The sequence below is a fragment of the Streptomyces filamentosus genome (assembly GCF_014654895.1).
GTDB lineage: Bacteria > Actinomycetota > Actinomycetes > Streptomycetales > Streptomycetaceae > Streptomyces > Streptomyces filamentosus.
Genome location: NZ_BNBE01000002.1, coordinates 575600 through 596203 on the forward strand (window position 1 = coordinate 575600; position 20604 = coordinate 596203).

17 protein-coding genes are annotated in these 20604 nt (G+C 72.7%); 6 read left to right on the plus strand and 11 right to left on the minus strand.

The features are described 5' to 3' along the window. Window positions 1-52: 52 nt before the first annotated feature. The 3 genes from IE326_RS21615 to IE326_RS21625 all read left to right on the plus strand — a co-directional run bounded on the left by IE326_RS21615 (window position 53) and on the right by IE326_RS21625 (window position 5204). On the plus strand, window positions 53-2209 hold the full coding sequence (locus tag IE326_RS21615; protein WP_190042682.1) for a M4 family metallopeptidase: 2157 nt from the start codon (window positions 53-55) through the stop codon (window positions 2207-2209). Between the two features lie 662 nt (window positions 2210-2871). Then, complete coding sequence (locus IE326_RS21620; protein WP_190042683.1) at window positions 2872-4188, plus strand: hemolysin family protein; 1317 nt, start codon at window positions 2872-2874, stop codon at window positions 4186-4188. Then, window positions 4185-5204, plus strand: coding sequence for a hemolysin family protein (locus IE326_RS21625; protein ID WP_190042684.1), 1020 nt, complete (start codon window positions 4185-4187; stop codon window positions 5202-5204). Before IE326_RS21620 ends, IE326_RS21625 begins: the two co-directional genes overlap by 4 nt. A gap of 47 nt (window positions 5205-5251) precedes the next feature. On the opposite strand, the gene IE326_RS21630 is transcribed toward IE326_RS21625, so the two are convergent. Next, window positions 5252-5854: a TetR/AcrR family transcriptional regulator gene (locus IE326_RS21630; RefSeq protein ID WP_190042685.1), complete on the minus strand. Its 603-nt coding sequence runs from the start codon at window positions 5852-5854 to the stop codon at window positions 5252-5254. A 95-nt stretch (window positions 5855-5949) separates the two neighbouring features. Here IE326_RS21630 and IE326_RS21635 point away from each other — a divergent pair, with 95 nt between their 5' ends. Then, window positions 5950-6318: an ester cyclase gene (locus tag IE326_RS21635; RefSeq protein WP_150226406.1), complete on the plus strand. Its 369-nt coding sequence runs from the start codon at window positions 5950-5952 to the stop codon at window positions 6316-6318. Window positions 6319-6451: 133 nt separating this feature from the next. Here IE326_RS21635 and IE326_RS21640 read toward each other — a convergent pair whose 3' ends face one another. Both IE326_RS21640 and IE326_RS21645 read right to left on the minus strand, forming a co-directional pair. Continuing rightward, window positions 6452-6655: an EF-hand domain-containing protein gene (locus tag IE326_RS21640; RefSeq protein WP_150226407.1), complete on the minus strand. Its 204-nt coding sequence runs from the start codon at window positions 6653-6655 to the stop codon at window positions 6452-6454. A gap of 161 nt (window positions 6656-6816) precedes the next feature. Continuing rightward, entirely contained in the window at window positions 6817-7248 is a 432-nt protein-coding gene (locus IE326_RS21645) for an STAS domain-containing protein (protein ID WP_170313756.1), read from the minus strand. A gap of 439 nt (window positions 7249-7687) precedes the next feature. On the opposite strand from IE326_RS21645, the gene IE326_RS41715 reads away from it, so the two are divergent. After that, complete coding sequence (locus IE326_RS41715; RefSeq protein WP_190042686.1) at window positions 7688-11128, plus strand: phosphocholine-specific phospholipase C; 3441 nt, start codon at window positions 7688-7690, stop codon at window positions 11126-11128. 143 nt (window positions 11129-11271) lie between these two features. On the opposite strand, the gene IE326_RS21655 is transcribed toward IE326_RS41715, so the two are convergent. The 8 genes from IE326_RS21655 to IE326_RS21685 form a co-directional block, all read right to left on the minus strand. Then, a complete protein-coding gene (locus IE326_RS21655; protein WP_150226410.1) occupies window positions 11272-12744 on the minus strand; it encodes a non-reducing end alpha-L-arabinofuranosidase family hydrolase in 1473 nt (490 codons plus the stop codon). Then, on the minus strand, window positions 12744-13487 hold the full coding sequence (locus IE326_RS40865) for a cupin domain-containing protein (RefSeq protein WP_229915673.1): 744 nt from the start codon (window positions 13485-13487) through the stop codon (window positions 12744-12746). Before IE326_RS40865 ends, IE326_RS21655 begins: the two co-directional genes overlap by 1 nt. Continuing rightward, window positions 13484-14344, minus strand: a complete 861-nt coding sequence (locus tag IE326_RS40870) for a DUF6807 domain-containing protein (RefSeq protein WP_150226411.1) — start codon at window positions 14342-14344, stop codon at window positions 13484-13486. Before IE326_RS40870 ends, IE326_RS40865 begins: the two co-directional genes overlap by 4 nt. Continuing rightward, a complete protein-coding gene (locus IE326_RS21665) occupies window positions 14341-15387 on the minus strand; it encodes a Gfo/Idh/MocA family protein (protein ID WP_190042688.1) in 1047 nt (348 codons plus the stop codon). The genes IE326_RS40870 and IE326_RS21665 overlap by 4 nt, the downstream gene beginning before the upstream one ends. Further along, window positions 15384-16460, minus strand: a complete 1077-nt coding sequence (locus IE326_RS21670) for an endo-1,4-beta-xylanase (protein WP_190042689.1) — start codon at window positions 16458-16460, stop codon at window positions 15384-15386. The genes IE326_RS21665 and IE326_RS21670 overlap by 4 nt, the downstream gene beginning before the upstream one ends. A 26-nt stretch (window positions 16461-16486) precedes the next feature. After that, window positions 16487-17827: a glycoside hydrolase family 30 protein gene (locus IE326_RS21675; protein ID WP_229915552.1), complete on the minus strand. Its 1341-nt coding sequence runs from the start codon at window positions 17825-17827 to the stop codon at window positions 16487-16489. 143 nt (window positions 17828-17970) lie between these two features. Then, complete coding sequence (locus tag IE326_RS21680; RefSeq protein ID WP_150226415.1) at window positions 17971-18729, minus strand: carbohydrate ABC transporter permease; 759 nt, start codon at window positions 18727-18729, stop codon at window positions 17971-17973. Beyond that, on the minus strand, window positions 18708-18971 hold the full coding sequence (locus IE326_RS21685; RefSeq protein ID WP_229915553.1) for a hypothetical protein: 264 nt from the start codon (window positions 18969-18971) through the stop codon (window positions 18708-18710). The genes IE326_RS21680 and IE326_RS21685 overlap by 22 nt, the downstream gene beginning before the upstream one ends. A gap of 269 nt (window positions 18972-19240) precedes the next feature. Between IE326_RS21685 and IE326_RS21690 the strand changes: the two genes are divergently transcribed. Then, window positions 19241-20254 (plus strand): LacI family DNA-binding transcriptional regulator, encoded by a 1014-nt coding sequence (locus tag IE326_RS21690; RefSeq protein ID WP_150226416.1) that lies wholly within the window; start codon window positions 19241-19243, stop codon window positions 20252-20254. Window positions 20255-20604 lie beyond the last annotated feature (350 nt).

Here is a 20604-nt window from a genome sequence, read left to right on the forward strand (position 1 = left end):
CCAGATGACGTTCTGCGGCACATCCCCGACAAGGCCCGGCGGAAGGATCTCGATGAACCCCAAGAACGCCCTCGCGGCCGCCGTCGCGGCGGCCCTCGCCCTGGGCACCGTGACCGTGGTGGCCGGCCAGTCCACCGCGGCCGCCGGCACCTCGGTCGCTCAACCCGGCGCAGGGTTCCGGGCGATGACGGCCGACGCGCGCGGCGAGGCGATACGCACGGCCGGCCGGAACGCGCCCGCGACCGCCCGCGAGCTCGGCCTGGGCCCCGACGAGCGCCTGGTGGCCAAGGACGTCCTGATCGACGCCGACGGCTCCCGGCACGTGCGCTACGACCGCACCTACGGGGGCCTGCCGGTGATCGGCGGCGACCTGGTGGTGCACCTCTCCGAGAACGGCACGATCACCGGCTCGGACCTGGCCCACCAGGGCGCGATCCGGGTCGCCGGAACCACGCCGAAGCTGACGGCGGCCGACGCCTCGGCCGCGGCCGTGAAACACGCCAGGCACGTGAAGAAGGCGAAGACCGGCAGCAAGGACGGCAGCACCCTGGTGGTGTACGCGGTCGGCAAGTTCCCCGTCCTCGCCTACCGCTCGACCGTCACCGGCGAGGGCGAAGCAGGCCCCGCCTCGCGCCAGACGGTGATCGTCGACGCCACCAGCGGCGCGCCGCTGGACCAGTACGAGCTGCACCAGAACGTCACGGGCACCGGCAACGGCGTCAACGTCGGCCAGGTCTCCATCGAGACCACCCAGACCACCGGCGGCTACACCCTCACCGACGCCGCGCACGGCGGGACGATCGTCTACGACTCCTACAACAGCCCGCAGTCGAACCCGAAGCAGAACGCCCGGACCTTCTCCAGGACCACCAACTCCTGGGGCACCGGCACCACGTCCAGCCGCGAGAGCGCCGCCGTGGACGCCTCCTACGGCCTGGCGAAGACCTGGGACTACTTCAAGGACTCCTTCAACCGCTCCGGCATCCGCAACGACGGCCGCGGTGCCCCCGCCTACGTGCACGTCGACACCGGCCTGCTCAACGCCTTCTACGACGACGACTGCTTCTGCATGTTCTTCGGCGACGGGTCCTCGCAGAACGGCAACACCCCGGTCACCACGCTCGACGTGGCCGCCCACGAGATGAGCCACGGCGTCACCGCCGCCACCGCCGGCCTCAACTACTCCGGCGAGTCCGGCGGCCTCAACGAGGCCACCAGCGACATCTTCGGCACCATGGTCGAGTTCTACGCCGCCAACGCGGGCGACCCGGGCGACTACTACATCGGCGAGAAGCTCAACATGTCGGGCGGGTACATGCGCCGGATGGACAATCCGGCCGCCGACGGGAACTCGCTGTCCTGCTGGACCTCCGGCGCCGGCTCGGTGGACGTGCACTACTCCTCCGGCATCGGCAACCACTTCTTCTACCTGGCCGCCGAGGGCACCGGGGCGAAGACCATCGGCGGACGCTCGCACAACGGAACCACCTGCAACAACGACACCTTCAGCGGCATCGGCAAGGACAAGGCCGCAGCCGTCTGGTACCGGGCGCTGTCCACCTACATGACCTCCACCACCAACTACGCCGGCGCCCGCACCGCCACCCTGCAGGCCGCCGCCGACCTGTACGGCACCGGCTCCCAGGAGCGGTACCTCGTCTCCAAGGCGTGGGCGGCCGTCGGCGTCGGCACCGCCCTGCCCGACCCCGGCACCGGCACCCCCACCCCCTCGCCGTCCACCCCCACCCCCTCCCCGACCACTCCCCCCGGCGGCAACGCCCTGGCCAACGGCAGCTTCGAGCAGGGCACCGGCGGCTGGACCCAGAGCGCCGACATCATCACCAACTCGGCCCTGCAGACCGCGCGTGACGGGTCCTGGTACGCCTGGATGATGGGCTACGGCACCGACGCCGTCGAGTCCCTCTCCCAGTCGAACGTCGCGGTGCCCTCCACCGGCACCCCGAAGCTCACCTTCTGGCTGAAGGTCTCCACCCAGGAGTCCGGCCTCATCGCCTACGACACCCTGAAGGTCAAGGTCAACGGCAGCACGCTGGCCACCTACTCCAACGCCCACGCGAGCGCGGGATACGCCCAGAGGACCGTCGACCTGTCCGCCTACAAGGGCCAGACGGTGAAGCTGGAGTTCGCCGGCACCGAGGACACCTACCTGTCGACCGTCTTCCTGGTCGACCAGATCGCCATCGGCTGACCGATCCCCCTGTGCCCCTGCGGCCGGAGTCCCCCTGGGGGCGCTCCGGCCGCAGGGGCGTTCCGGTCGCCGGGAGGCGGCCCGGCGCAGCGTGCCGCTCCCCCCGCAACCGGGCGGGAGGGGCGGGCCCTCGATCGGACATCGCCTTTCCTTTACAGTGTTGTAGAAGGTCGTGTCCCCGCCAGCCCGATCCCGCCGGGATCCCCTGTTCCGGAACGAGAAGGAGTGAGCGGCCCGCGATGGGTGAGCCTCCCCGTACGCGCCCTGCCGCCGCCTGCCCCGACGTGCCGGGCCGGAGAGCGCGGACGGCACGGTGACGAGGTGACCCTTCTCCCGCCCGCGCCGGCGCCGATCCTCACGTGCGCGGTTCTCGCCACGAGCGTCTTCGGTGCCGCGGCGCCGCCCGTCGCCGGGGCCGCCGCCGGGCCCCGGCGCGGCTTCACCGCCGCCTCCGGCCCCTTCGTCCGGCGTCCGAACGGCACCGCGTACCCCTCGTACGCCAGCGGCCCGTCCCGCTTCCCGCCGACGCGCCGGGCCGTCACCGACCCGCGTCGTACGCGACGCACCCGCCGATACTCGGAACCGACAGCCGTCCCACGAAGGAGCCCCTGCTTGTCCGCCAGAACGACGCGTCCCTCCGTACGAACGGGGTGCGGAAGCCGATGAACGCCGCTCTCGGCCTGCTGGCCGTCCTCGTCCTGACCGCCGGCACCGGCTACTTCGTGGCCCAGGAGTTCTCCTACGTCGCCGCCGACCGGATCGCCCTCGCCCGTGAGGCGGAGGCCGGCGACAAGCGCGCGGCCCGCGCGCTGAAGGTCCTCGAACGCCTCTCCTTCATGCTGTCGGGCGCCCAGCTCGGCATCACCGTGACCGGCCTCGTCGTCGGTTTCCTCGCCGAACCGTCCGTCTCCGCCCTGCTCGAGCCCGCGCTCGACGGGACGGGCCTGTCGGACGGGGCGGTGTCGGCGATCTCCGTCGTCCTCGCCTTCGTCATCGCGACCGTCCTCCAGATGGTCCTGGGCGAACTGGCGCCGAAGAACCTCGCGCTCGCCGTCCCCGAGCGGCTCGCCAAGTCCCTGGCCCCCTCCACCCTCCTCTACCTGAAGGCCGTCGGGCCGGTCGTCCGCGTCTTCGACGGCGCCGCGAACAAGCTCCTGCGGAAGGTCGGCATCGAGCCCGTCGAGGAGCTGCACCACGGCGCCACCCTGGAGGAGCTCAGCCATCTCATCGGCGAGTCCCACGAGCAGGGTCAGCTGCCGGCCGACACCGCCGAGCTGCTGGACCACGCGCTGGAGTTCTCCGAGCGGACCCTGGACGAGGTGATGGTGCCGCGCGCCGACGCCGTCTTCGTCCGCAAGGACGCCACGCTCACCGAGGCGGTCGAGCTGATCGCACGGCACGGCCACTCCAACTACCCCGTCCTCGGCGACCACCCCGACGACGTCGCCGGCGTCCTCGGCGTGCGCGACCTCGCCCGGCTGCCCGCCGACCGGTTCGACGCCCTCACCGCGGGGGAGGCAGACCGGGCGCCGCTGCTGCTGCCCGACACCCTGCCCCTGCCGCAGGCGGTGGCGCGGATGCGGGAGGCGGACGACGAGTTCGCCGTGGTCCTGGACGAGCACGGCGGTGTCGCCGGCATCGTCACGTACGAGGACATCGCCGAGGAGCTAGTCGGTGACATCGCCGACGAGAGCGACACGGTGGTCGCGCTCGCCGTCCCGGACGGGAACGGCTGGCGGGTGGACGCGGGCCGCCGCCTCGACGAGGTCGAGGACGCCACCGGCATCGCGCTGCCCGGGGACGACGACTACGACACCGTCGCCGGCCTGGTCATCGACCGCCTCGGCCGCTTCCCGACCATCGGCGACCACCTCACCGTCGACGGCGTCCGCATCGACGTCCTCAGCCTCGACCGCCACGTCCCCGGACGCGTCCGCATCGAACACGTCCCCACCACCGCCGAGGAGGCCCAGGCATGAGCTTCCCCATGGCCCTGTTCGTCACCGTCCTGCTCCTCGTCGGCAGCGGATTCTTCGTCGCCGCCGAGTTCGCGCTCGTCGCCGCCAAGCGCCACCGCATCGAGAAGGCGGCCGCCGACGGGCAGCGCGGCGCCAGGGCCGCCCTCGCCGGCATGCGCGAGCTGTCCCTGATGCTCGCCGGCGCCCAGCTCGGCATCACCCTGTGCACCCTCGGCCTCGGCGCCATCTCCAAACCCGCCATCTCCCACGAACTCGACCCGCTGCTCGTCGAACTCGGCCTGCCGGAGGCGCTCAGCTACGGCATCGCGTTCGCCGTCGCCATGATCGTCGTCGTCTTCCTCCACATGGTCCTCGGCGAGATGGCCCCCAAGTCCTGGGCCATCGCCCATCCCGAGCGCTCCGCCATGCTGCTCACCCCGCCGTTCCGGGCCGTCGTCAAGGCCGTGCGCCCGCTGATCTGGCTCCTCAACAAGATCAGCAACGCCCTCGTACGGATGTGCCGCGTCCAGCCCCGCGACGAGCTGGCCGCCGTCCACAACCGGGAGCAGCTCACCCACCTGGTGGAGGAGTCCGAGCGCCTCGGCCTGATCAACAGGACCGACTCCCAGCTCATCACCCGCTCCCTCACCGAGCCGCAGACCCCCGTGGCCGCACTCCAGACCCCGGCCGCCGACATCGTCGCCGTCGACGCGGGCGCCGGACTCGACGCCGTCCTCGCCCAGGCGTCCGACGCCGACCGCTCCCGCCTCCTCGTCCGGGACGGCGACCGCGTCCTCGGCTCGGTGCACGCCCGTGACGTCCTCGTCGCCCGCACCCGCGGCAGGGACCTCACCGCACGCGACCTCGCCCGTCCCGTACCGGAGCTGACCGCCACCGACACCGTCTCCGACGCCATCGAGCACCTCCGCCGGCGACGCGCCTCCCTCGCCCTCGTACGCGACGCCGACGGCGAACTCACCGGCCTGGTCAGCCTGGACGACCTCCTCGTCCGGATCATGGGGCCGCAGACGGCCTGACCCCGGCCCGCCGCCGCTCCGCCGGCAGCCGGGTGGCCGGCGGCGGCTCAGGCCCGCGGCGGGGGCACGGTCCGGTGCGCCGTCGACTCGGGCGTGCGGAGGCCGGCGACGACGACGGCGAGCATACGGGCCGCAGCCGTCCGGTCCGGGCCAGCGGCACCGGCCACGGAGGTGACCAGGGCCAGGACCTCGGGCCAGGGCAGTGACAAGCGGATCCGGCCGCGGTGGAGCGCCCGGGTGAACAGCGGCTCGGCGGTGACCCGGATGCGTTCGTGCCACTCGTCCACCTCGGGGGTCGGCTCCTCGGGTGCGAGCGCGTAGGCGGCGACGAGGGTCTCGCGCAGTCCGCGGCTGTCCTGCATCCGGTCCACGACGACACCAAACCAGTCGAACAGGGCCTCGTCGTCACCGTCCTCGACTCGCCTCCGGGCTTCGGCGCACAGCGCGTCGATGGTCTGCGCGTAGACGGCGGTGAGCAGTTGGCGGCGCGTCGGGAAATGCCGGTACAGCGTCGCGTTCGAGACCCCGGCCCGCACGGCGATCAGGTCGAAGGGGGCATCGGCGCCGACCTCGTGGAAGACCTGTGTCGCCGTCTCGAGCAACCGGGCCCGGTTGCGCTGCGCGTCCTTGCGGGCCGGCCTCTCAGCCACGGCGCCCTCCTTGCCGATCCGGGGAAACTCCCCGTATCGTGCCACGAACAACGATCCGGGGAGTCTCCCCGCTTTCAGAGAGCCGAGACCCAGCCATGACGTCTCACAGCCCTGCCGAGGTGGTACGCGCGATCAACGCCCTGCGCGCCACCGGTGACTTCGACGCCGCCCTGCGGCACATCGACCCGCACTCGCTCGACCAGGGCGTCGCGTCCGACCGAGCCCAGTGGCGGCGCAAGTGGGAAGGCATCCTCGCCGGAGTCCCCGACTTCACCGTCACCACGCTGCACAGCATCGAGAACGGTGAGTGGGTGGCCAACCGCTACCGGATCACCGGCACCCACACCGGAGACTTCTTCGGCCAGCCCCCGACCGGGAAGCGGTTCGAGGTCATGGGCATGGACATGGTCCGGGTGGTCGACGGCCTCCTGGTCGAGCACTGGGTCGTCGCCGAGCCCTTCTGAGCGCCGTCCCGCCGTCGCCGCCCGGCGCCCCCCGGAGGAGCGCGCCGCCTCCCGCCGCAAGGTCCGTGCGAGGGGGAGGCGGGGAGGCGGGCGCCCGGAGCGGGTCCAGGCGCCCGTGCCGTCGGAACCGACGCTACTTCAGCAGGGTGCGGAACTCGTCGAAGTCGAGGACCCCGTCGTGGTTCGCGTCGGCCGTCATGGCCTTCTTGACCTCTTCCGCGAGGTGCCCGCGGGCACCCTCGGCCTTGAAGCCCTCCGCCAGCTCGACGATGTTGATCCGGCCGTCGCCGTCCGTGTCGATCTCGTCGAACAGCGCCCGGAGTTCGGTCTCGTTCACGGCATACCTCTTTCACGTTCACGTTCATGTCCACGGGCCCCGGAGGCCCACGTGCCCACCACCCTGCCACACCCTCGGCAGCACGCCGACGGCCGAGCCGTCGGACCGGCCCCCCTGCCTCCCGGCACCGGTCCGACGGCGTCGTGCCGGTCCGTCAGGGGCTACCGCCCGCCGGCGGCCCGCGCCGCCGGCGCACCGCCGTCCGTGTTCTTCGGCGTGGAAGGGGACGGCCGGCGGCGCCGGTCGTTCCTGTCACGGAAGGCGCTCCGGGGGTCCTGCCGCCAGACGGAGTCGGCCGCCTCCAGCAGGTGCCGCACGGCTCGGGAGCGGTTCGCCAGGCTGAGGCGCCGGCCTCGGCGGGGCCACCAGTCCAGGACGGCGAGGAGGGCGGAGTCGCAGAAGGTGACGTGCGCGGTGTCCAGGACGAGGCCCGTGTAGCCGTTGTCGGCCGCCGAGGCCAGAAGGGTGCGCAGCGGGGCGGCGCTGTGGTGGTCGATCTCCCCGGCGAGATGGACGACCAGGGTGGCGCCGAGGGTGGTGCAGGCGGCGACGACTATGTCGCCGGGCGCGGAGTCCGCGCCCGAGTCGTGCACGACAGGAGGGGCGGGGGCGACGAGAGGAGCGGTCAGTATCGGAGATGCGCTTGCGGTACTCACGCCCGTCCCAACGTCCCCGCCACGGCACCGGGAACGGCGCCGAAGTCCTGTTCACCACAAGTGACCAGCGGCGATCGCCGGAAAGAGGGAAAGTCCCCCGCCGACACGGGGAGACCCTTGCCGGGCGCTCCCCGAGGGCACGACGGCCGCCGGGGCGGCGGGCGTACCGAACCGGCGCGCGCGACCGCCCGCCACGCCCGCTCCCGCCACGCCCGTGCCGGCCCCGCCCCGCCGGTCCCGCCCCCGCCAGGCCGTCCAGACATCGCGATCATGGCCTTGACCTGCGGATTTCGTACGCGTCCCCCGCGTGAACAGTGGGCGAACCCCTGGCTCGACGGGTGTTGGAGGCGTCGTGCCGCGTCATAGCCTCCCCGCCATGTCCGACTTCTCACGCCGCAAGGTCCTCGGCACCCTCGCCGCGGGCTCCGCGCTCTCCGTCCTGCCGCCCTCCCTCCTGACGGCCATGGCCGCCCCCATGCCGCGCGGCGGTCTCCGGGCCATCGAACACGTCATCGTGCTGATGCAGGAGAACCGTTCCTTCGACAACTACTTCGGTGCGCTCCGGGGTGTGCGCGGCTTCGGCGACCGGAGGGCGCTGCGGCTGCCCGACGGCACGAGCGTGTTCGAGCAGCCCCGGTCCGGCGGGCCCGCCGTCCTGCCGTTCTCGGCGCGGCAGGCGGCCGTGGAGGCCGGACGGCCCGAGAGCGACATCCAGTACCTGGGCTCGCTGCCGCACGGTTTCGCCGACGGGGTGCAGGCCCGCGCGAACGGCTGGTGGAACGACTGGGTCGCGGCCAAGGGGCAGAGCACCATGGCCCACTACGACCGGCGCGACATCCCGCTCCAGTACGAACTCGCCGACCGCTTCACCATCTGCGACGCCTACCACTGTTCCGTCTTCGGCTCGACGAACCCCAACCGCAACTACCTGTGGACGGGCACCACCGGGTTCGAGCCGAACGGCGGGGGCCGGGCCGTCACCAACGCCGCCTACTCCTACGGCCATGCCGGCTACGACTGGACCACCTACCCGGAGCGGCTGGAGGCCGCCGGGGTGTCCTGGCAGATCTACCAGGAGTGGGACAACTTCACCGACAACGCGGTGGAGTACTTCAAGCCGTGGAAGCGGATCGGCCGGAAGATCCTCACCGCCGCCGGGTTCCCGTACGCCACCACCGAGGAGTTCTACGACAAGCTGTGGGCGAAGGGCGACGGCGAGCGGCGGGCCGACCTGGCCCGGTTCCGCAGCGCGGTCGACGCCCTGCCCGAGGACGAGCGCCGGCTGTTCCTGCGCGGCGCCCACCGCTCCGAACCGGGCACCCTGCTCACCCGGATCAAGGCCGACATCGCGGCCGGGACCCTCCCGGAGGTCAGCTGGGTGGTGCCCACGGCCGCGCTGTCCGAACACCCCGGCTCCTCCACGCCCGTCGGCAGCGCCGGCCTCGTCTACGACCTGCTGGACGCCATCGCCTCGGACCCGAAGACCTGGTCGAAAACCGCGCTGTTCATCAACTTCGACGAGAACGACGGCTACTTCGACCACGTCCCCGCCCCCACCGCCCCCCGGCCCGACGGCGGCGACGGCGACGACTGGGTGGGCGGCCGCCCCGTCGGCCCGGGACCGCGCGTCCCGATGACCGTGGTGTCCCCCTGGACGGTCGGCGGATTCGTGAACTCCGAACTCTTCGACCACACCTCGGTGATCCGGTTCCTGGAGAAGTGGACCGGGGTCCAAGAACCGAACATCAGTGCCTGGCGGCGCGGCGTCTTCGGCGACCTGACCTCCGTGTTCGACTTCGACCGCGCCCACCCGCAGCCCGAGGTGGAGCGGCCCGGCGCGGTCCCGGCTCCGGTCGGCCGCTGGAACCCGGTGCCGCCGAAGACGCAGGAGCGGCCCGTCCAGGAGCCCGGCGTCCGCCCCACCCGGCCCTCCCCGTACCGGCTCTCGCTACGCGCCACCGTCACCGGCGCCGAGGTGCGGCTGGAGCTCGGCAACGAGGGGCGGCGGGCCGCCGCGATCACCGCGTACCCGGGGGACGGTACCGCCCCGCGCACCTGGACCGTGGCCGGCCGGGACAGCGCCGACGGCAGCCTGCCGTACGGCCCCGAGGGCTACGACCTCCAGGTGCACGGCCCCGGCTGGGCCCTGTGGGAACTGCGCGGCGCGGGCGTCGGGGCCGAGGCGCACGTCGTGGAGCGCGGCCACGCCCGCAGCGTGGACGTGGAGTGCCACAACCCGTCGGGGCGGACCCGGACGCTCCTGGTCGGCGAGTCCACCCATCCGCGGCGCGGCGAGGGCGGCGTGCGGACCGTCCGGCTGGCGCCCGGCCGGACGCGGACCGTGTCCGTGCCGCTCGCCCGGCACGGCTGGTACGACGTCGTGGTGCTCGACGAGGACGACCCGCGCTTCCTGCGGCGGATGTCCGGCCGGCCCGCGGACGCCGGACCGGGCGCCACCGACCCGGCGATCGGCACCGGACCGGTGCTGAGCGCGGCGTTCACCCTGCCGGAGCCGCTGCCGCCGCTGACCGCCCCGTTCGTGCAGGGCAGCCCCGCCGAGGTCGCGGTGCGCATACGCAACGAGGGGACGGGCCGGCTGCGGAACCTCGTGGTGTCGCTGCCGGCACCGGCCGGCTGGACGGTCGAGCCCTCCGGACCGGTCCCGCGGAGCCTGCCCGGCGGCGGGTCGGCGGAGCTGCGGTTCCTCGTCACGCCCGCGGCGGACGCCACCGCCGCCACCCTCGCCGTCGTCGCCCGCGCCGAGGGCGACGGTCTGCTGCGGGTCGCGGACGCCCGGGTCCGGGCCGAGGTCGCCCGCGCGGTGAGCCTCGCCCTGACCGCGCCGGCGAGTTCCCCCGGCACCGACGGCTGCGCGCTGTACCCGGGGGAGCCGCTGGCCGTGACCGCGACCGTCACCAACGCGGGGGCCGTCCCGCTCACCGCCCTGTCGGCGGCGCTGGCGGTCCCTGACGGATGGCGTGCCGAGCCGGTCGCCGGCGTCCCGGGCTCGGTTCCGGCCCGTACGTCGGTGAAGGTGGTCTGGAGGGTCACGGCGCCCGCGTCGGCGGCCCGCACCTCGGCGACGCTGAAGGCGACCGTCGGAGGGCGCGGGGCGGGCGGCGCGGCGGTGGAGCGGAGCGGGTCGCTGGCCGTCCGGGTGGGCCCGGTGATGACCGGCTACCTGCTCGGCGAGAACTTCGAGTCCCTCGCCGACCGGCTGGCCCCGGCCACCGACCTGAGCCGTCCGGGGCTGCGGGGCTGGACGCGGACCGCCCCCGAGGGGTGGACGGTCACCAACGCGGCCGGGATGCCGCAGGGCACGGAGGAGCTCAACGGCTGGTCGTTCCTGTCCCGGCAGTTCTGGTTCCCGGCCGGGCAGGAGCGCGGCGCGTTCGGCCGGTCCCTGGGCGTCGTCGCCGTCGCCGACCCCGACGACTGGGACGACACGGGCAGCCCGTCCGGCCGCGGCGCCTTCGACTCGACGCTGACGACGCCCCCGGTCGCGATCCCGGCGGGGACCCCGACGCTGTACCTGGGCTTCGACTCCCACTACCGGCAGGAGAGCCCGCAGGAGGCCGAGGTGACCGTGGTCTTCGACACCGGCGCCACCTCCCGGGTGCTGCACTACTCCGGCGCGGCGTCGGGGAACACCAACGGCGGCCGCGACCAGCAGAACCGCCTCGTGACCTGTTCCTTCCCGGTGCCGGCCGACGCGCGCTCGGTGAAGGTGGGCTTCCGGGTCCACCACGCGGGCAACAACTGGTTCTGGGCGGTGGACAACATCCGGCTGGGCACCTCCCCCGTCGCCGACGCCTGACCGGCTCCGGCGCCCCTCTCCCGTCCCCCTCCTCCCCCCGGGAGGAGCCCCGCTTCCCCGTCCAGGAGGTGCGCGGCGTCCGAGGCGCGTGACGGGGGCGCCCGGCGGCGGTGCCGCCGGGCGCCCCTTGCGCTTCCGTCCGGTCAGCGCTGGAGGGTCAGCAGGCCCGGCCGGTAGGGCCACTGGCCGTAGTCGCCGCCCGAGTCGGGGGCGCGGCCCTGGTAGAGGAACCGCAGGTTGCACGGGTCGACGGGCATGGTCTGGTCGGCGCCGGCGCGGACCAGTTCGCCGTGGCTGATGTCGTCGGTCCAGGTGGCGCCGCTGTTGGCCTTGCCGGCGAAGGGGTTGGCCTCGGTCGCGGCCTGGGGCGTCCACGTGCCGTTGAGGCTGGTGGCCGTGAAGGAGCGGAAGTACCGGCCCTGCGAACCGATCGCCTCGACGATCATGAGGTAGCGGTCCTGGCCCTGGAGCTTGTAGACCTGCGGGGCCTCGAAGAGGTTGTTCGTCGTGTCGCTCATGACGACCGTCGAGGTCTTTCCGAAGCTGCCGGGGAAGTTCCCGATCGGCATGCTCGCCCGGTAGATCTTGCCGTTGTCACCGGCGAAGAACAGGTACATGTTCGTCCCGTCGCCGATGAGCGTCTGGTCGATGGGGCCCGTGCCGGAGTCGGCGATGGTGCCGGAGAAGAGCTCCTGCTCGGCGGACCAGCCGTTCGGGTCGGTGGGGTCGGTGGAGGTCCGGTAGGAGAAGGCGGTCCTGCCCCACTGGTAGGCGAGCACCCAGATGTTCTTCGGGGCGAAGTGGAAGAGGGTGGGCGCGACGACGGAGTTCGCCATCGAGTTCTGGCCGGCCGAGGCCATCTGCGACCAGTCGGTGAACGGGGTGAAGTTCATCGAGCCCCAGCCCGCTCCCGTCCCGGCGGCGCCGTGCGTGGTCGCGTAGACGAGGTGCTTGCCGTTGTAGGGGGCGACGGTGAAGTCCTTGAGGGAGGCCCAGCCCGCCTTGGGCTGCGCGAGCGCGCCCGTCGACGACCAGCGGTACGTCGAGGGGAGGGCGCACGTGCCGGGGGTGCCGCCGCCGACCTTGACGAGCCGCCACTGCTGGTTGGCGCCGGCCCAGTCGTCGTACTGGACGATGTTCGCGCCGTCGGTCGTGGCGGCGCCCTGCGTCTCCAGGGCCTTGCCGCTGTGGCGCGCGACGAGCCTCACGTGGCCGTCCGGGCTGTCGGCCAGTCGCCACTGCTGGTTGGCGGCGTTCGCGTCGGACCACTGGGTGACCGCGGCGCCGTTGGCGGTGGAGGCGCCCTGGACGTCGAGCACCTTTCCGGAGTGGCGGGACTTGAGGCGGTAGTAGCCGCCGCCGGAGTCGACGAACTGCCACTGCTGCTGGTTCTGGTCGTTCCTGGTCCACTGGGTGATGCGGGCGCCGTCGGCGGTCGACAGGTTGTAGACGTCGAGGGCCTTGCCGCTGTTGCGGTTGACCAGGACGTACCAGGCGCCGGTGTCGACGGTCGCGGCGGCGGCGGGCGGGGCGCTCAGGAGGGACGCCCCGAGCAGCAGGGACGACAGGACCGCGAGGACAAGGCCCAGGATCAGGGGTGGACGGCTCAGTCTCATCAGGAGGTCTCCTTCGTGGGAGGGACGGGGGAAGACTCCGCCGGGCCGCGCGGGGACCGCGTCGGGAGGGCGGGGCCGGTATAGGGGTGGAGGAGGCCGCACATGCCGAAGAGGGGGCGCTCCGGGCGCTCCCGCCGCGACACTTCGCCGCGGCGGAGGTACGAGAGGTCTCCGGCCCGCAGCCGTTCCAGCTGGCGGCCGGTCGTGAGGGCCGCGGCGAGCGGACCGTCGCGCCAGCGGGCCCGCCAGTCGTCCAGGAGCTCGCGCTTCAGGCGGTGGGCCGCGGCGTGGAACTCCCGCAGCCCGCGCTCCCGCAGGGCGAGGAACCCTTCGACGGCCAGGTCGCGGCGGCGGCGCACCGCCGCGGCGGGGTCGCCGGTGAGGGCGGCCGCCGCGCGGTACGCCTCGGGGTCGGCGAGCACGGGAGCGGGGAAGGTGAAGACGGCGTCGCCCGCCTCGGGAAGCCCGCTGTTCTGCATGAGCACCACGAGCCGCAGGCCGCCGGCGTTGACGAGGCGGTGGATCGTGCCGGGGGTGAACCAGACGACGTCGCCGGGGCGCAGCGGGGTCTCGGCGAAGCCGGTGGCGGTGAGGGTCTGGACGCTGCCCGCGCCGCCGGTGACGACGTACGCCTCCGAGCAGACCAGGTGCATATGGGGCGTGCCCCCGCACCGTCCGTCCGCGGCCCGCCCGTCGTACACGGTCACGCCGGAGATCCCCACGCCGCCGGGGAACGGGGTCACCACGGGTGCTCCCCGACGTGGCGGGAGAGGCGCTCGGGGGTCCACGCGCCGTCGGCGACGACGATCCGGTAGCGGCGTTGCAGGACGCCGCCCGGGGGCAGGGGCAGTTCCCGGTCGAAGGCCAGGGAGGGGTTGACGGCGGGGATCGGTTCGCTGCGGACGAACCACCGGCCGGGGGCCGCCGGATCGTCCAGGAACAGGAGGGTGGAGGAGCGGTCGACCTCGTCGTGCCGGCCGACGAAGGCCAGCCAGTCCCCCGCCTCCCCCATCGCGGGGCCGATCACCTCGCCGCCGGTGAAGTCGCGCGGGCCGCGCCAGAAGAGGCCGGAGTATCCGGCGAGTTCCCTGCCCTGGGTGCCGGGGCTGCCGAACAGCAGCGCGGTGCCGCGGACGTTGGTCAGCGCGGTGGTGACCTCCAGGGTCCATGCGTCGGGCCCGACGTCGCACGCGGTGAGCGTGCGGCGCTCGTCGATCCAGTGCTCCCCCGCCATCGTGTGCCAGGCCAGGTCCTCGGTGACGACGGCGCGGTCGCGGTCCGCCTCGGCGGACAGGGCGCGGCTGCGCATCGTGCCGAGGTTGGGCAGGTCGACGTAGCCCCGGCCGCGCAGGTAGGTGCCGCCGCCCCAGAAGTTCTGTCCCGACAGCCACGACGCGGTGAGCTGGATGCCCTTGTGCCAGCGGTGGTCGTGCGGCCGGTAGCCGGTGACCACGTCGCCGGCGAGCGTGCGCACCGGGTGCAGATAGGGCTTCGGCGCCTCGAAGGGGTCCATGACCGGCCGGTGCACGTACCGGAAGAGGTCGGTGCCGCGGGTCCGTACGGTCAGCGCGTCCTCGTCCTCGACGAGTGCGAAGGTCATCGGAACACCTCCGGGCGTCCTCCGTGGAGCGAGGCGTGGAAGGGGTCGGTCACGTCGATCTCCCCGCGCCTCACCGGCCGGCCGGTGAGGGCGGCCTTGTACAGGGCGGTCACCAGTTCCATGGTGGGTCTGCCGAGGTCGGGCCGGACGCCCGCCTCGTAGTCGTCCAGGAAGGCCGCGAGCTGGGCGGTGTGCGAGCTGGGGAGGTCGTCCGGCGGGTCCCACGCCGGGCCGGGCGACCTGGGGGTGAAGGTCCAGTCCGCGTTGGAGTAGCCGTACAGGTGCCGCAGTTCGACCGTGGCCCCGGTGAGGTCGAAGCGCAGGTAGCTCTCCTCGCGGGGGGAGAGGACGCTGTTGACGACCGTGGCGAGGGCTCCGTTCTCGAACCGGACCAGGGCCGTGGACACGTCCTCGGTGCGGACGTCGCGCTCCAGCCGGCCGGCCATCGCGCGGACCTCGGCCCAGGCGCCGAGCACCGCGAGCATCAGGTCCATCTGGTGGATGCCGTGCCCCAGCGTCGGGCCGCCGCCCTCGCGCTCCCAGGTGCCGCGCCAGGGCACCTCGTAGTAGGTGTCGTCGCGGTACCAGGCCGTGACGCACTGCGCCACCAGCGGGCGGCCCAGCGTCCCGGCCGCGATCAGGTCGCGCAGGTAGCGGGCCCCCGTGCCGTACCGGTGCTGGAACACCGCGCCGGCGCGGGCCGGTCCCTCGGCGGCGCGGATCCGGTCGAGTCCGGCCAGCGACAGCGCCACCGGCTTCTCGCACCACACCCATGCCCCCGCCTCCAGGCAGGCCACCGCCTGGTCGGCGTGGAGGAACGGGGGCGTGCACAGGTGCACGAGGTCCGGCCGCTGCTCCCGGAGCATCGCGTGGAGGTCGGTGTGGACCGCGGGGACGCCGTGCTCGGCCGCGAACTCCTCGGCGCGCAGGGCGTCCGCGTCGACGACGGCCACGATCTCGGCCCGGTGCGCCTGGGCCCGGAGGGCGGGGACGTGGCAGGCGCCGGCGATCCCGCCCGTCCCGACGATCGCCGTTCGGATCATCCGCCCAGCACCGCCTTGGCCGCGTGGTAGGCGGGCTTGGGCCTCAGGTGCTCGTCGTAGGGCAGCGCCGCGCCCTCGTCGGGGAAGACGCCGGGGATCCACGAGTACTTGTCGGTGTAGTCCCAGACGGTGACGCCGACGCACTTCTCGACGGCCAGGCACGCCTCGACGTAGTCGGCGTACCAGGTGGCCTGGGTGGCGAGCTTCTCCGGTGTGGCGGGCAGCCGCATCCGGATGTCGAGCTCGGTGACGGCGACCTCGACGCCGAGGTCGGCGAAGCGCTGCATGTTCTGCCGGACGTCGGCGGGGAAGCCGTACTGGAGCGCCAGGTGGCCCTGGATGCCGAAGCCGTCCACGGGGACGCCGTCGGCCTTCAGCTGCTTGATCAGCCGGTGGTAGGCGTCGCTCTTGGGGCCGATCCCGTCGACGTTGTAGTCGTTGAGGTAGAGCTTGGCGTGCGGGTCGGCCTCGTGGGCCCAGCGCAGGGCGTCGGCGATGTAGCCGGGGCCGAGCGTCTTGTAGAAGAGGGACTCGCGGTAGGTGCCGTCCTCCTCGAACGCCTCGTTGACGACGTCCCAGTGCATGATCCGGCCCTTGTGGTGCCGGACCACGGTCTGGATGTGGTTCTTGAGGACGGCGCGCAGTTCGCCGGCGGTCCAGGTGCCCTCGGTGAGCCAGGCGGGGAGCTGGTTGTGCCAGAGGAGGGTGTGGCCGCGGACCTTCTGGTGATGGGCCCGGGCGAAGGAGACGACCTGGTCGGCGGCGGTGAAGTCGAAGACGCCGCGCTCGGGTTCGGTGGCGTACCACTTCATGGCGTTGGCGGGGGTGAGCTGTCCGAACTCGCTGCCGAGGAGCTTCAGGTAGGCGGGGTCGGCGAAGCCGGGGCCGTCGACGGCGGAGCCGAAGTAGCGGTGGTGCTTCTTCGCCAGGTCGCCGAGGGGCGCGGGCCGGGGGCCGGCGGTCGCGGGGGCGACGGCGAGGCCGGCCGCGAGGCAGGCGGTGGCGGAGAGGGCGGTGAGGATCCGGGTCGCGGTGCGCGTCCGGGACGTGGTGCGCTTCCGGGGCGTGGACATGGGAGCTCCTGGTGGGGTGGTGGGTCTCAGTCGAGGACGAGGGTGGTGAGCGCGCGGGGGGCGAGCTTCGCGGTGAGGTGCGCGCCGCGGGTGGTGACGGCGTCGGCCGGGGTGAGCGAGCGGGTCTCGTCGGTGACGTAGGCGTCGGGACGCCGGCCGGGCCCGCCGCGCAGGGCGAGTTCGGTGGTGCGCGGGGTGGTCGCGGTGTTGAGGATCTCGATGACACGGCTGCCGTCGGCGTTCCGGAAGGCGGTGACGCTCAGGGCCGGGTCGGGGTTCTCGACCGGGACGCGGACGGCGTCGGGGCGGATGAAGCGGCTGAAGGCGGCCAGTGCCCAGTACCGCTTGGACACCCGGTAGTCGTCGCCGGGGTCGGCGAGCCGGACGAGCCCCCGGGTCGCGCCGAGGGACGCACCGGTCCAGTAGACGTAGGCGGAGGCGTTGCCGGTGGTCAGGGTGTGCTGGATGTCGGCCGCGACGGTGAGGCCGTCGTAGCCGCTGCCGTCGTCCCAGTTCTCGTTCCAGGTGGTGCCGTCCGGCGACCACTCCGACATCCACACGCGCTTGTCGGTCGGCTGCGGGGCGTCGGTCGGGCCGCTGTAGCGGTGCCCGGTGACGGTCCGTACGGCCGCGTCGGCCTCGGGGTCCGCCTCGACGGCCCGGGTGTAGTCGGCCTGCCGGTCCCAGCCGGCGGCGTCGCAGCAGACCAGTCCGGTCTTCAGGCCGGAGGCGCGGACGGTCGGCCCGAGCACCTCGAGGAAGTCGACGGCCTGCTGCGGGGTGAACCGCATCGAGGCGTACGCCGCCGTCCAGTCGGGTTCGTTGGTGAACCCCAGGTCGGTGATCCCGATGCCCTCCTGCCGGTAGAACTTCACGTACTGGACGAGGTAGTTCGCGTAGGCCTGGCGCCATGCGGGCCGGAGCTCGCCGCCGTCGTTCTCGCTCCCGTCGGTCTTCATGAAGGCCGGGGCGCTCCAGGCGTCGGCGAAGAACCGTTCGACGCCGTACGCCTTGGCCTCCTTGGCGAGCCAGACCTGGCCGCCGTCCCAGCCGTCCCAGACGTACGCCGGGGTGGCGTCCGGGCCGCCGGGGTCGGTCGGCAGGATCGTCGGCATGTGGTCGTAGACCCGGTCGGTCGACGAGCCGATGCCCAGGCGCAGGATCGACAGGCCGGCGCCCTTCTCCCGGTCGAACAGCAGGTCGAGCACCTCGCGTCGCTTGGCCGGGCCGAGGCCGCGTGCGCCGTGCAGCAGGTCGGCCCGCTGGAAGGCCATCGAGAAGCCGAAGCCGTCGATGGGCTGGAGGGCGGCGCGGAAGTCGACGGCGATGCGTCCGGGTCCGGCGGCGGGGTGCACGGGATCGGCCACCGCAGGGGATGTTAGCGCTAACATCATGACGGCCGTCCAAGCGGTCAGACGTTTCGCGGTCGGGCGTTTCACGGGGTCTCCTCGGGGATCGGGGGGTGGGGATCGGGGAGCCGGGCGGGGAGGCGGGGCGGGTTCCGGACGGGTCAGCCCTTGGTGGCGCCCGCGGTGAGACCTCCGATCAGCTGGCGTTCGGCGACGGCGTAGAAGGCCAGGGCGGGGACCATGGCGAGCACGATGTAGGCGAGGACGAGGGCGTAGTCGGTCGAGTACTGGCCCTGGAACTGCTGGACGCCGACCGGGACGGTCTGCCACTCGGGGTCGTTGAACACCAGCAGCGGCAGGAAGAAGTTGTTCCAGCTCGCGACGATCGCCAGCACCGAGACCGTGCCGAGCGCCGGGCGGGCCATCGGCAGCAGGATCTTCCAGAAGAAGCGGAACTTGCCGCAGCCGTCCATGACGGCCGCCTCCTCGATCTCCGCCGGGACGGTCCGGAAGAAGCCGCGGAGGATGATGATCGTCATGGGGAGGCCGAAGGCGGCCTGCGGCAGGATCACCCCGAGCGGGTTGTCGAGCAGGGAGAAGTCCCGCAGCAGCAGGAACAGCGGCAGCACCGCCACCGCGAACGGGAACATCAGCCCGATCGTGAAGAGCATGTAGAACAGTTCCCTGCCCCGGAAGGCGTAGCGGGCCAGCGCGAACGCCGCCATGGCGGAGGCCGCCACCGTGCAGACCGTCGTGCCGAGCGCCATGCCGGCGCTGTTGGCGATCTGCCGCCAGAACATCCCGTCGCCGAGGATGCCGGTGTAGTTGCCGGTCTTCCACCGCTCCGGCAGCCCGAAGGGATTGCTCGTCAGCTCGCCGGTGCTCTTGAACCCGGAGATCACCGCGTAGACCAGCGGCACGGCGTCGCGGTCAGCTTGGACTTGAACGCCTCGTTCTCCAACGAGGTGGTCTCGATGCGGACGTCGGGGTGGGCGGCCATGAACGCCGAGGCGATCCGCGGGAAGAGCGACCTGCCCGGCTCCGTGGTGGCGATGTTCCACCAGTCGAACGTCACCTTGCCGTCGGCCGCCGGACCGTCGCCCGGGTCGCCGCCGCAGGCGGCGGTCAGCGGGACGGACAGTGCGGCCAGGCCGGAGAGCACGAGGAAGCTCCGCCGGCTCGGGGGGGATGCTGGTCATGGGACCTCCGGGAGGGGAATGCCGATTCGAGACCGAAAACTTTTCGTAATACTCTCGAATTCCGCGGTGCCACAAACTAGGAACCCGAAGCCCCCCGGTCAAGCCTTCTTGCCGAACTCTCCACAACCAGGCGCGTTTTCCAGGGTTGACAAGCCGGTCACACGATCCGAAACTCTTCGAAACATTTGCGTTACCCGTCACCGGCCGCAGACGCCCGCGCAGAGGAGAGAAGTTGAGCCAGCAGCGTCCGACCCTGGCCGTCATCGCCGCGGAGGCAGGCGTCTCCCAGGCCACCGTGTCCAAGGTGGTCAACGGCCGCTCCGACGTCGCGCCGTCGACGCGCGAGCGGATCGAGAACCTGCTGCGGTCGCACCACTACCTCTCCCCCGGCCGCCAGGGCAGGGCCCGCAGATCGGGCCTGGTCGACCTGATCCTCGGCGGCCTGGACAGCGCGTGGGCGGTGGAGATCCTGCGCGGCGTCGAGGCCGAGTGCGCCCAGCGGAACGTCGGCACCGTCGTGTCGCTCGTCCCGCCGGGCGAGGCCACGCCGTCGAGCTGGGCCGCGCTGCCGGTCCTGCACCACAGCGACGGCGTCATCCTCGTCACCTCCGCGGTCACCCGGGCCCAGCGCGCCCAGGTCGAACGGGCCGGGGTGGCACTGGTCGTCATCGACCCGATCGACCTGCCGGACAACGGGGTGCCGAGCATCGGCGCGACCAACTGGGCCGGCGGCCTCTCCGCCACCGAGCACCTGCTGGAGAGGGGGCACCGCCGGATCGCCGCGATCGGCGGGCGCCGGGAGATGCTCTGCAGCCAGGCCCGCATCGACGGGTACCGGGCCGCGCTGGAGCGGGCCGGGATCGAGGTCGACCGCGACCTGATCCGGTTCGGCGACTTCCAGCACGAGGGCGGGTTCCGGTGCGCCCGGGAACTGCTCGCCCTCCCCGATCCGCCGACCGCCGTCTTCGCGGGCAGCGACCAGCAGGCGATGGGCGTCTACGAGGCGGCGCGGCGGGCCGGGCTGAGCATCCCGGAGGACCTCAGCGTGGTCGGTTTCGACGACCTGCCGATGTGCGACTGGCTGTCGCCGCCGCTGACGACGGTCCGCCAGCCGCTGGAGGAGATGGGCCGGCTCGCCGCCCGCGCGCTGTTCCAGCTCCTGGAGGACCAGCCCCTCGTCAGCCCCCGGATGGAGCTCTCGACCGAACTCAAGGTCCGGCTCTCCACCGCCCCGCCCCGTTCCTAGGAGAGCGGGGCGGCATTTTCTTCCCGTTTTCCCTCTGCGCGCGCATCCGCCTTTCCCCAGCCCCCGCGGCCGCCTTTCGACCGCTTGCCCTTTTCACTCGGTTCGGCCCCGCCCGTCCGCGTGCAGCGGAGAATGTCCGCGCCGGCTCCGGTTTCCCGTCCGCTTTCCGCCCGTTTTCCGGCCGTCCTCTGGCGTCCTGCCGACAGGCGCAGCTCAGGAACGCCTCGCATCGAAATTATTTCGATCCCGGTCGACTTCGAAACAAATTCGAAACTCTTGACTTGTTTCCGCCGCGTTTCCACACTTATTCCCGAGGCGGCGTCCCCCTTTTTCGGTACGCCCGGACCGTG

Bases quoted from the DNA above. Each gene is read 5' to 3' on its own strand.
- IE326_RS21655 (WP_150226410.1), bottom strand. From the start codon at position 12,744: ATGAGACTGAGCCGTCCACCCCTGATCCTGGGCCTTGTCCTCGCGGTC.
- IE326_RS40870 (WP_150226411.1), bottom strand. From the start codon at position 14,344: ATGACCTTCGCACTCGTCGAGGACGAGGACGCGCTGACCGTACGGACC.
- IE326_RS21625 (WP_190042684.1), top strand. From the start codon at position 4,185: ATGAGCTTCCCCATGGCCCTGTTCGTCACCGTCCTGCTCCTCGTCGGC.
- IE326_RS21670 (WP_190042689.1), bottom strand. From the start codon at position 16,460: ATGTCCACGCCCCGGAAGCGCACCACGTCCCGGACGCGCACCGCGACC.
- IE326_RS41715 (WP_190042686.1), top strand. From the start codon at position 7,688: ATGTCCGACTTCTCACGCCGCAAGGTCCTCGGCACCCTCGCCGCGGGC.
- IE326_RS21635 (WP_150226406.1), top strand. From the start codon at position 5,950: ATGACGTCTCACAGCCCTGCCGAGGTGGTACGCGCGATCAACGCCCTG.
- IE326_RS21665 (WP_190042688.1), bottom strand. From the start codon at position 15,387: ATGATCCGAACGGCGATCGTCGGGACGGGCGGGATCGCCGGCGCCTGC.
- IE326_RS21615 (WP_190042682.1), top strand. From the start codon at position 53: ATGAACCCCAAGAACGCCCTCGCGGCCGCCGTCGCGGCGGCCCTCGCC.
- IE326_RS21620 (WP_190042683.1), top strand. From the start codon at position 2,872: ATGAACGCCGCTCTCGGCCTGCTGGCCGTCCTCGTCCTGACCGCCGGC.